The 10,381-nt window shown below is 66.4% G+C and carries 9 protein-coding genes; 2 read left to right on the top strand and 7 right to left on the bottom strand.

Annotated features, from left to right (window positions below):
• Window positions 1–194: 194 nt before the first annotated feature.
• The 3 genes from CSQ87_RS02120 to CSQ87_RS02110 all read right to left on the bottom strand — a co-directional run bounded on the left by CSQ87_RS02120 (window position 195) and on the right by CSQ87_RS02110 (window position 3,329).
• Entirely contained in the window at window positions 195–1,238 is a 1,044-nt protein-coding gene (locus CSQ87_RS02120; RefSeq protein ID WP_100512184.1) for a zinc-dependent alcohol dehydrogenase family protein, read from the bottom strand.
• 149 nt (window positions 1,239–1,387) lie between these two features.
• Window positions 1,388–2,158, bottom strand: coding sequence for a carboxymuconolactone decarboxylase family protein (locus tag CSQ87_RS02115; RefSeq protein WP_100512248.1), 771 nt, complete (start codon window positions 2,156–2,158; stop codon window positions 1,388–1,390).
• A gap of 250 nt (window positions 2,159–2,408) precedes the next feature.
• Window positions 2,409–3,329 (bottom strand): LysR family transcriptional regulator, encoded by a 921-nt coding sequence (locus CSQ87_RS02110; protein ID WP_100512247.1) that lies wholly within the window; start codon window positions 3,327–3,329, stop codon window positions 2,409–2,411.
• A gap of 131 nt (window positions 3,330–3,460) precedes the next feature.
• On the opposite strand from CSQ87_RS02110, the gene CSQ87_RS02105 reads away from it, so the two are divergent.
• Window positions 3,461–4,279 carry an SDR family oxidoreductase gene (locus CSQ87_RS02105; RefSeq protein ID WP_100512246.1) on the top strand — a complete coding sequence of 273 codons (819 nt, stop codon included), beginning with the start codon at window positions 3,461–3,463 and terminating at the stop codon, window positions 4,277–4,279.
• Here the strand turns inward: CSQ87_RS02105 and CSQ87_RS02100 are convergent.
• The 4 genes from CSQ87_RS02100 to mscL form a co-directional block, all read right to left on the bottom strand.
• Window positions 4,242–5,219, bottom strand: a complete 978-nt coding sequence (locus CSQ87_RS02100; RefSeq protein ID WP_100512183.1) for an aldo/keto reductase family protein — start codon at window positions 5,217–5,219, stop codon at window positions 4,242–4,244. The two genes, CSQ87_RS02105 and CSQ87_RS02100, sit on opposite strands and share 38 nt — an antisense overlap.
• A gap of 357 nt (window positions 5,220–5,576) precedes the next feature.
• Window positions 5,577–6,581, bottom strand: a complete 1,005-nt coding sequence (locus CSQ87_RS02095; protein ID WP_100512245.1) for an ATP-binding cassette domain-containing protein — start codon at window positions 6,579–6,581, stop codon at window positions 5,577–5,579.
• Window positions 6,582–6,697: 116 nt separating this feature from the next.
• Entirely contained in the window at window positions 6,698–7,975 is a 1,278-nt protein-coding gene (locus CSQ87_RS02090; protein ID WP_100512182.1) for an MFS transporter, read from the bottom strand.
• Between the two features lie 43 nt (window positions 7,976–8,018).
• Entirely contained in the window at window positions 8,019–8,561 is a 543-nt protein-coding gene (gene mscL / locus CSQ87_RS02085; protein ID WP_100512244.1) for a large conductance mechanosensitive channel protein MscL, read from the bottom strand.
• 142 nt (window positions 8,562–8,703) lie between these two features.
• Between mscL and CSQ87_RS02080 the strand changes: the two genes are divergently transcribed.
• Window positions 8,704–10,305, top strand: a complete 1,602-nt coding sequence (locus tag CSQ87_RS02080; RefSeq protein ID WP_100512181.1) for an ABC-F family ATP-binding cassette domain-containing protein — start codon at window positions 8,704–8,706, stop codon at window positions 10,303–10,305.
• The last annotated feature ends 76 nt before the right edge of the window (window positions 10,306–10,381 follow it).

Below are 10,381 nucleotides of genomic sequence, written 5' to 3'. Positions count from 1 at the left end.
CATGCGACGCAATCCAACCGAATACATACGGACTCCAATCCGGACGCCGAAGCGTCCAACATTTCGTCCGCACCTCCGAAAGGCACCGTGAATCACGGAATTCGGGGGTTTCGGCCCGTAACTTGGCGGCGTGGCGCGCGACGGCATGCGACCGGCACAGCGCAGGGCACGCCGCGCGCACAGCCGTCAGGCGCTCAGAACCGGATCAGCGACTTGATGACCTTGCGCTGGTCCATGGCCTCGTAGGCGTCCTGGATGTGGTCGAGGTCGTATTCCGCGGTGAACACGCGGCCGGGGTTGATCTCGCCCTTGACCACGGCGTCGAGCAGACCGGAGTCGAGGTCGTAGTGGCGCACGGGGGCGGGACCGCCCTTGATGCCGATGTTGCCGTAGAACGTGCCTTCGGCGCTGATCTCCACGTCATGCGGCAGACCCACGCGACCGATGACGCCGCCGCGGCGGATCAGGCCGATCGCGGTGTCGAACGACTGCTTGGAGCCGACGCATTCGAGCACGGCGTCGGCACCGTAGCCGCCCGTCATCTCCAGCACCCGGTCGATGGCGGCCTGATCGCGTTCGGGCACGATGTCGGTGGCGCCGAACTCGCGGGCCACGGCGGCACGGTCCTCATGGCGGCTCATGGCGATGATGCGGGACGCGCCGAGCATCCTCGCGGACAGCACGCCGCACAGGCCGACGGCGCCGTCGCCCATCACCACGGCGGTGTCGCCGGGCCTGACCTCGGCGGAGACGGCGGCATGGTAGCCGGTGGACATCACATCGGCGATGGTAAGCAGCGAGGCGAGCGTGGCGTCGTCGTAGTCCTCGGGCGAGCCGGGAACCTTGACCACGGTGCCGTCGGCCTCGGGCACGCGCACGTATTCGGCCTGGCTGGCGCCGAAATAGCCGCCGTGAGGGCACACGGATTCGAAGCCGGCCTGGCACACGGGGCACTTGCCGCAGCTGTACGGGAACGGCAGCACCACGAAGTCGCCGGGCTTGACGGAGGTAACGGCCGGGCCGACCTCCTCGACCACGCCGATGGACTCGTGGCCGATCTGGCTGTTCGCGGCATGCGGCGAGAGCCCGCGGAAGTACCACAGGTCGGAGCCGCAGACGCAGGCGCGTACCACGCGCACCACGGCGTCGTCGTCGGCTTCGAGACGGGCCTTCGGCACCTCACGTACGGTCATCTTGCCGGGGGCTTCGAAGATCGCGGCCTTCATCGTTTCGCTCATGGGTTTCTCCTTCGTTGGATTTTCGTTGGTTTCGTCGGATATTGCTTGATATGCGGATGGGTCCTGACGATGGGTTCCGATGGTGTTCAGCGTAGTCGCCGACACGAACCGGCCGGCCTGCGTTTCGCCCCTCGCCAACGTGCTCACCGCTATGCCTGGGCCTTCACCGCCTCGTCGATGCAGCGCAGCGCGTTGAGCGAGCGCGGGTAGCCGATGTACGGCAGGCATGCGGAGACGACCTTGATGAGGAACGCCTTGTCGTTGCCGACGCGCAGATTGCCCCCGGCGTGGGCGATGAGCTGCGGTTCGACGCCGCCCTGCGCGGCGAGGTAGCAGAACGTGATCATTTCGCGCTGCGCGTTGTCGAGTCCGCCGCGCGTGTAGTAGTCGCCGAAGCAGTTGGCCGCGAGCCAGCGGTTGATGTGCCTGCGGTCGGCCGGACCGGCGTTCGGGAAGTCGCGCATGTGCTCACCGAAGATCTCGACCTGCTTTTCGGTGCCGCCGGCCAGTCGGGATTCCTCGGTCGGCTCCGTGGAGGCCTGAGAGGGCAGGGGCAGCGTCACCCCGCGTTCGACGAGCACCGCGTTGGTCACGTCGAGGAACGGGCGGACGCGGCCCATGCCCAGATAGTCCACCGCCTGGTAGACGATCTCCTTGGCCTCCACCGGCGTCACGCCCATGTTCAGGGCGGCGGGCAGCAGGTCGCGGAACTCGTCGACTCCCTGGCAGCCGAGCAGCGTGGCGAGGATCGCCATGAACCGGGTGCGCTCGTCCAGCGGCTCGCCTTCGGCGGCGCCCTGCCGGATCACGTCGTCGTAGGCGAAGTTGAGGTACCGTTCCATGAATTCGGGATCGGTGCGTTCCAGCGACTCCACCGCCGAACCCGACGCCGAACCCGGCAAGCCGCCTTCGGGAAGCATCCGTCCGTGGAAGTCACGTGCGAATGCGCTGATCCGCGGTTCGTGCGGCCGTGCCGCATCCAACCTATCGTCCATGATGACCGCCTTTCCTTCGTTGCGACGTCTTCATGGCCTCACGATAGAAACGCGGAACGCCAATAACAAATACGACATGGCTCTTGTATTCCATACCCGTAGTGCATGGCAGACCGACCCGTCGGACCGACCCATCAGTCCGCCCTGACAGTCCGATCCCGTCAGACCGATCCCGTCAGACTGATCCGTCAGTCCGCCCCTCAACGTCCTCCTCCCGGGCGACCACGTCGCGCAGCGTCTCAAGGAACGCCGCGGCGGCGGGGGTCAGCGTCTGGTCCTTCTTCCACGCCATGCTCAGACTGCCGTGGAGCAGAGGATCGAGCGGCCGGAAGCACAGGCCGCTGCCCGCCGACATGTCCACGATCCCGCCGTATCCGAGCGCACAGCCGTACCCCTCCTGAACGAATCGGCTGGCGTTGTAGGAGAGGTTCATCGTGCCCACGATGTTGAGATTGCGGCCGTACCGTCCGAACCATCCCGAGTATTCGCGGCGGTTCAGCGCCCCCTGGGGCATGATGAGCGGCACGCCCTGCAGATCCCGGGCACGGATGGCGTCGTGCGAGGCCAGAGGGTCGTCGTCGCGCATCAGCACGCCCACCTCGTCGCCGCCGGGAAGGACGAGATGATCGTAGCGGCTCATGTCGGTCGGCTGCACGAGCACGCCGAAGTCGGCGAGACCGTTGTTGAGCCATTCGACGATGTCCGCGCCGAACCCGTCGTGCAGCCGGATCCTGATGTCGGGGTGGCATTCCCGCAGCCGGGTCGCGGCCCGACCCACGGTGCGCATGACCACGCTCTGCGCGGCGGCGATGTGCACGTCTCCCTCGATCCGCTCCCCCGCGGCGATCTCCGACTTGGTCCGGTCGGCGAGCTCCACGATCTCGCGGGCCCGTCGGTAGAGCAGCCGGCCCTCGTCGGTGAGTTCGAGGGACCGGGACCGGTTGCCGCGCACGAACAGCGAGGCGCCCACCTCATGTTCGAGCTCCTTGATCTGCCGGGACAGCGCCGGCTGGCTGATGCGCAGCACGTCGGCCGCGGCAGTGACGCCCTCCTCCTGCACGACCACGATGAAATTGCGCAGTATGCGAATCTCCATGGCGTCCCTCCCCGTCACCGGCATCCCGGCCGATATCATGCATTTCCCTTATTCCATACTATTCAACAGCGACATTAGTAATGCCAACCAGTCATCGGTACGCTGAACAGACAACAAGGAAAGGAGCGATGATGAGCGAAAGCAATCCGATGCTGGTCCTGTTCGTCGGCGCCACGGGCAGCGTGGGAAGGCTCGCCGTAGACGAGGCCGTCCGCATGGGATACCGCGTCCGCGCGTTGGTGCGCAGCGGGACGAAGGCGAGGTTCGACGACCGCGTGGAGGTGACGCAGGGCGACCTGACCCGCATGGACACGCTGGCCGGGGCGGTCGACGGCATCGATGCCGTGGTGTTCACCATGGGCGCGCATGACGGGCCGACGATGGTCGAACGGGTCGATTACGGCGCGGTACGGAACGTGCTGACGCTGCTCGCCGGTCGCCCTGTACGCATCGTGCTGATGACGGCGATCGGCGTAACCTACATGGACAGCGCCTACAACCGCACGTCGCAGGCGCATGACTGGAAGCGCCGGTCGGAACGGCTGGTCCGGGCCAGCGGCAACGACTACACGATCGTGCGGCCCGGATGGTTCGACTACAACGGCCCCGACCAGCGGCGTCTGACCTTCCTGCAGGGCGACCGCCGCCGGCACGCCGATTCCCGTGACGGCGTGGTCTCGCGCCGGCAGATCGCGCAGACGCTCATCTCCGCGCTCGGATGCGACGAGGCGAAGGGCAAGACCTTCGAACTCGTGGCCGAGCACGGACCGGCCCCGTGCGACCTCACCCCGATGTTCGCGGCGTTGGAGGCCGATTCGCCGGGCAGCGTCGACGGCGTGCACGACGAGGGCAACTTCCCCGCCGAGTGTCAGCCCAGACGGGTGCGGGAGGATCTGGCGCGGATCGCCGCGATCAGCCGACGTGGCGCTCGAAGCGGTGGAAGCCGGTGATCGCGTCGATCTCGGCCATGGCGTCGGCCGGGATCTCGAAGCCGGAGGCCTTGAGGTTATTCTCCAGCTGGCTGGGCTTGCTGGCGCCGGCGATCACGCAGCTGATCTCCGGGTGCTGCAGGATCCACGCCATCGAGAGGATCGGCAGGTTGGTGCCGAGCTCGTCAGCCACGCCACGCAGCCGCTCGACCTTGTCGAGGTTCTCGTCGGTGAGCAGGTCGTTGATCTGGTGGTCGGCCTGCCAGGTGGCGCGGGAGCCGGCGGGCAGCGGCTGGCCCTTGCGGTACTTGCCGGTGAGCAGGCCCTGGGCGAGCGGCGAGAACGTGGTGATGCCGATGCCGTGGCGACGGCAGGTGCCCATGATCTCATGCTCGATGTAGCGGTCCTGCAGGTTGTACTGCGGCTGCACCACGGTGATCGGGTACAGGTTGTAGCGGTCGATGATGCGCTGGGCCTCCTCGAGACGGGCCGAGCCCCACTCCTCGGAGACGCCGTAGTAGAGCACCTTGCCCTGGGAGACGAGGTCGCTCATGGCGCGCAGCGTCTCGGTCAGGTCGGTGGTCTCGTCGAAGCGGTGGCAGAAGTACATGTCGAGGTAGTCGGTCTGCATGTTCTTCAGCGTCTGATCGATGCTTTCGAAGATGTGCTTGCGGGAGAGACCTCGGTCGTTCACGCCGTCACCGGTCGGGAAGTACACCTTGCTGGAGAGCACGAGCTCCTTGCGCGGGTAGTCCTTGAACACCTCGCCGAAGAACCGTTCGGCGGCGCCGGCCGAGTAGGCGTCGGCGCAGTCGAAGAAGTTGACGCCGGAATCGAACGCCAGCTTGATGGTCTGTCGGGCGATGTCCTCCTGGGCCGAGCCCTTGAGATCGGTCACCCAGCTGCCGAGAGCGATCTCGCTGATCTTGAGTCCCGACTTGCCTACGCTGCGATACTTCATCAATGCTCCTTGTCGTCAGGCGATGGCGTACATCCGGTCTTTCCGATGCCGGCCGCCATGCGATCGTGTGTGTTTCAACCTTCGTGCGCGCGCACGGTCGACCCACGATCGCCGGCCGACCCATGATTCCCGACCGGACCGCAAGGTCCGACCGTGATGTGCGCGCTCACATCCAAGCCCAATATAACCGCTTCAAGTGCGGTTGAACACAACTTGCGACACGCCGGACGGTCTCATCCCGAGTTTTGTGGCTTTCCCGACGCCGACAACCCGCAAAAAGGCCCTTCGGAGCCGAATATCGCAGGAAACTCGCGACGTAAAACCACAAAACTCGATCATTCCGCAGCGAACAGGTGACTACCGTGCCCTGATCGCCGACCAGCGGCCGGCCGTATGCCGCACCGACACCGGGAATCCGAACATGGCGCCCAGCCGATCGGCCGTGAACCCACCGTCGAGGCCGCCCGTGTAGATGATGGTGCCGGGCATGGGGTTGCCGAGGTCGGGCGCGTAGATGTTCGGATGCGCGTCGAGATACTCGCGATACCGCTCTTCGGGCATGTGCCCCATGAGCGCCAGATGGTCGAACCCGTCGGGGATCTCCTCCAGCTGGTGGGTAACGAGGATGACGGTCCGCCCCGCCATGCCGTCCTCTCCCCTGCCGAGCCGTCCCAGCTCGCGCACGACGAGCTCGCGGCCACCGAGGTCCATGCCGGTCGTCGGCTCGTCGAAGATCATGAGCTCGGCGTCCGACATGAGATTGCGGCAGATCAGCACGCGCGTGCGCTCCCCCTCGGAAAGCCCGGCCATGCGCTTGCCGGCGAGGTACTCGATGCCGAACCGTTCCATCAACGCATAGGCACGCTCGTATTCGGCGGTGTCGCGCTGGCGCCGCTCGCGACCGCCGGTGAGTTCGACCACGTCGGCGGAATCGCCGAGATCCTGCGGCACGGCACGGATCGGCGCCGCGTCGACGATCACGTCGATCGGATCGGCCGGCGGGGCGACCTCCCTGCCGGAAAGGGACGAAGCCAGGGCGATGTCTCGGAACGAGAACTTGTCGATGCCGCCGGGACGGTGCCCGAGCAACGACAGCCGACCGACGTTGGGGAACTGCCTGAGGCTCATCATCGAGATCAGCGTGGACTTGCCGATGCCGTTCGGCCCGAACAGGATCCACTTCTCCCCCTTGCGGACGGTGAGGTTCACGTCGGCGAGGATCAGACGGCGGTCGCGGTAGAACCCCACGGATTCGGCGCACACGGCGGCGTCGGGGATCGCGGACACGGGGTCGGTGGTCACAGGGCCCACGGTCTCGGAATCGGCATGGCTGGCTGAACGGTCGGTGATGTCATCGGTCATGCGTCCGAACATACACCACGACCGGCAGAATGCGGTCGCGGACTTCCGAAAAACACGATCCGACGGCCCCGTCTCACCGGACCCGGCCACCGGCCAAACCGGCTCATCGAACGATCTCACCTGGTTGGACCGGGATTCCGCACGTCCCTACCCGCGAACACGGCGACCACGCACTGCGCGGCGGCGAGCGCGGTGAACAGGGTGAGCGGCGCGGTCCACCCGCCCGAAACCTCGGCGAGCGAGCCGAAGGCGAGCGGCCCGACCGACGCCAGCAGATAGCCGATCGACTGCGCCATGCCGGACAGCGCCACCGTTTCGGCCGGGGTCCGGCCGCGCAGGGAGATCAGGGTCAGTGCCACGACCAGCGCCGAGCCCTGTCCCATGCCGCCGATGACGCTCCACAGCAGCGACAGCCCCGGCGAGAGCATCCAGCCGAGCCCGGCGACGACCATGGGGATGCTGGCCGTCATGGCCGCGCAGATCTGATTGCCGCGCACCCGCATGAGTGCGGGGATCATCAGGCCGGAGAGAATGCCCAGCGACTGGAAGACGAACAGGTGCACGCCGGCGGTCGCATCGTCGAATCCGGCCGCGACAACGACGGACGGCAGCCAGTTCGACATCGTGTAGAACGCGGCCGACTGCAGTCCCATGAATAAGGTGACCCACCAGGTCATCGGCCGACGCCACAACGGAACGGTACCGGGAGGAACGGTACCGGGAACGGGGTCGGGATGCGGGGCGAGACGGGTGGGATCGTCCTCGGTCCGTTCCGTGAACGGCGTCTTCCGAGACTCCGGCTTCTCCTGCGGCACCGCCGGCTTCCGCATCACACGAACGGACCACAGTGCGGCCACGATCAGCGGGGGCACCGCCCATACGGCGAGCGCCGGCCGCCATCCACCCAGAGACGCCGACAGCGGCGCGGCGGTCAGTCCCGCGACGGCGGAACCGGTCGTGATGCATGCCGAGTACACGCCGGTGGCCATGGAAACATGGCCGGCGTAGTCGCGTTTGGCGATCACCGGGACGAGCACGTTGCCGGCGGCGATGCCCGCGCCCACGGCGACCGTGCCCAGCCAGACTCCGGCCGGACCGCCGAACGAGCGGATCAGATCGCCCGCGGACAGCACCAGCAGCGCCGCGAGGATCGTCCGGTCGGCGCCGATACGCGCCGTGACGAACCGTACCAGCGGACTGATCGCGGCGAACGCCCATAACGGCATGGCGCCCAGCAGTCCCAGCAGGCTTTCGCCCCAGCCGAGGTCCGTGCCGATGCCGGCCAATACCGGTCCGACCGCGGCGATGGCCGGTCGCAGATTCAGCGCCACCAGAAAGATCAGTGCGGCGAGCAACCGCGGCGTGGTGCCGGCTCCCCGTGATGTCCGTCCCATGGTCTCCGTCTTCCTTTCCTTCCTTCCCTTTTCCGGTTCTCGCCTAGCTATGCTCCGGGCTGCGATCCGGACCGCGGTCCGACCGCCGCAGTTCGTCGCGGATCTCCTCCAGTACGGCGAGCGTCCGCTCCTCCACGGACGTGCCGGCCTGCTCGTCGGCGTCCTCCTGCTCACGTGCCAGCGCCGACGCCGTCACGTCACGCAGCTTGTTGATGGGCAGGATGACGCAGAAGTACACGGCCACGCCGACGAGCAGGAAGTTGATGACCTCGTTGAGGATCGCGCCGAACGAGATCGTCGCCCCGTTAAACGTGATGCTGAGCATCGCCGACATGTCCGGCTTGCCGCCGATCATCGCGATCAGCGGGTTGATGAAGTACTTCACGATCGCGTTGACCACGCCGGTGACAGCGGATCCCATGACCACGCCGACCGCCATGTCGATCATCGATCCGCGGGAAATGAACTTCTTGAAGCCGCCGAACGGGCCGCGGTCCGTCAGCGAGACGAGCCTCCTCGCCGTATCCTCGGTGACGTTCAGCGCGCCCTTGGCCAGCGCAGCCGTGGACTGCGTGGCCTGACGCATCGGGGAATCGGATTCCTTCGACATCGTCTGCCTCCTTGACGTTTACGACACCACGGCGTTTCGGCACACCGTTCGGTATCATGGTCCGTTGGATTTTATACACGAGGAATCACGACATTCGATCGCATACGGCAGGTGAGGCATGGCTATTGAGGCACAGGGACTGGAGATTCGCATCGGGGCGCGCACGCTGCTCAACCCCACGGACTTCCACGTATCGAAGGGCGACCGCATCGGTCTGGTCGGCCGCAACGGCGCCGGCAAGACCACGCTGACCCGCGTGATCACCGGCGACATGCTGCCCACCGCCGGCAAGGTGCGCGTCACCGGCAAGCTCGGCTACCTGCCGCAGGACACCCACACCGGCGATCAGGAGCAGTCCGCGCTCGACCGCATCATGAGCGCCCGCGACATCAACACCATCCTCACCCGCATCCGCAAGGCGGAGAAGGACATGACCAACCCCGACCCCGACATCATGGAGAAGGCCATGCGCCGCTACGACAAGGCGCAGCAGGACTTCGAGAACGCGGGCGGATACGCCGTGCAGTCCGAGGCGATCGTCATGGCCGAAAGCCTCGGCCTCGACCAGGAGGTGCTCAAGCGCGAGCTCGGCACCCTTTCCGGAGGCCAGCGACGCCGCATCGAACTGGCCCGCATCCTCTTCTCCGACGCCGACACCATGATCCTCGACGAGCCCACCAACCATCTGGACGCCGACTCCATCGAATGGCTGCGCGGCTACCTCAAGAAGTTCAACGGCGGATTCCTCGTCATCTCCCACTCCACCGAACTGCTCGACGAGGTCGTCAACAAGGTGTGGCATCTCGACGCCCAGCTCGGCCAGATCGACATGTACTCCCTCGGCTGGAAAGCCTACCTGCACCAGCGCGCCGTCGACGAGGAACGCCGCCGCCGCGAACGCGAGGTCGCCGAGAAGAAGGCCGAACGTCTCATGAAGCAGGGCATCCGCCTGCACGCCAAGGCCACCAAGGCCGTCGCCGCCCAGAACATGATGCGCCGCGCCGAACGTCTGCTTTCCGAAACCTCCGTGGCCCAGAAGGCCGAGAAGGTCGCCGACATCCGCTTCCCCGAGCCGGCGCCCTGCGGCCGCACCCCCATCATGGCCAAGGACATCTCCAAGGCCTTCGGCTCCAACATCGTCTTCGCCGGCGTCAACCTCGCCGTCGACAAGGGATCCCGCGTCGTCATCCTCGGCTACAACGGCGCCGGCAAGACCACCACCCTGCGCCTCCTCGCCGGCATCGACAAGCCCGACACCGGCGAGGTCATCTTCGGCCACGGCGCCAAGATCGGCTACTTCGCCCAGGAGCACGACACCCTCGACAACGACGCCACCGTCCTCGAGAACCTCACCCACGTCGCCCCCGACCTCAACGACACCCAGGCCCGCAGCATCCTCGGCTCCTTCCTCTTCTCCGGCGACGACGCGCTCAAGCCCACGCGCGTCCTCTCCGGCGGCGAAAAGACCCGACTCGCCCTGGCCACCCTCGTCACCTCGCGCGCCAACGTGCTCCTCCTCGACGAGCCCACCAACAACCTCGACCCCGCCTCCCGCGACGAGATCCTCAAGGCCATCGGCAAATACGAGGGCGCCATCGTCCTCGTCACCCACGACGAGGGCGCCGTGCAGGCCCTGAACCCCGAACGCGTGCTGCTCATGCCGGACGGCGACGAGGATTTGTGGAGCGACGACTACCTCGACCTGGTTGCCGAGGAGTGATGGAGTGTCAGCTGCGTTACGGAAAATTCGACGTACCCTTGTACGCCTTCATTTTCCGCGCCTTGCTGACACACGC

This window comes from Bifidobacterium simiarum (assembly GCF_002802905.1).
Taxonomy (GTDB): domain Bacteria; phylum Actinomycetota; class Actinomycetes; order Actinomycetales; family Bifidobacteriaceae; genus Galliscardovia; species Galliscardovia simiarum.
The sequence above is the reverse complement of the archived record's forward strand: the minus strand, read 5'-3'. Positions and strand labels throughout refer to the sequence as shown.

Bases quoted from the DNA above. Each gene is read 5' to 3' on its own strand.
- CSQ87_RS02120 (WP_100512184.1), bottom strand. From the start codon at position 1,238: ATGAGCGAAACGATGAAGGCCGCGATCTTCGAAGCCCCCGGCAAGATG.
- CSQ87_RS02115 (WP_100512248.1), bottom strand. From the start codon at position 2,158: ATGCTTCCCGAAGGCGGCTTGCCGGGTTCGGCGTCGGGTTCGGCGGTG.
- CSQ87_RS02110 (WP_100512247.1), bottom strand. From the start codon at position 3,329: ATGGAGATTCGCATACTGCGCAATTTCATCGTGGTCGTGCAGGAGGAG.
- CSQ87_RS02105 (WP_100512246.1), top strand. From the start codon at position 3,461: ATGAGCGAAAGCAATCCGATGCTGGTCCTGTTCGTCGGCGCCACGGGC.
- CSQ87_RS02100 (WP_100512183.1), bottom strand. From the start codon at position 5,219: ATGAAGTATCGCAGCGTAGGCAAGTCGGGACTCAAGATCAGCGAGATC.
- CSQ87_RS02095 (WP_100512245.1), bottom strand. From the start codon at position 6,581: ATGACCGATGACATCACCGACCGTTCAGCCAGCCATGCCGATTCCGAG.
- CSQ87_RS02090 (WP_100512182.1), bottom strand. From the start codon at position 7,975: ATGGGACGGACATCACGGGGAGCCGGCACCACGCCGCGGTTGCTCGCC.
- mscL (WP_100512244.1), bottom strand. From the start codon at position 8,561: ATGCGTCAGGCCACGCAGTCCACGGCTGCGCTGGCCAAGGGCGCGCTG.
- CSQ87_RS02080 (WP_100512181.1), top strand. From the start codon at position 8,704: ATGGCTATTGAGGCACAGGGACTGGAGATTCGCATCGGGGCGCGCACG.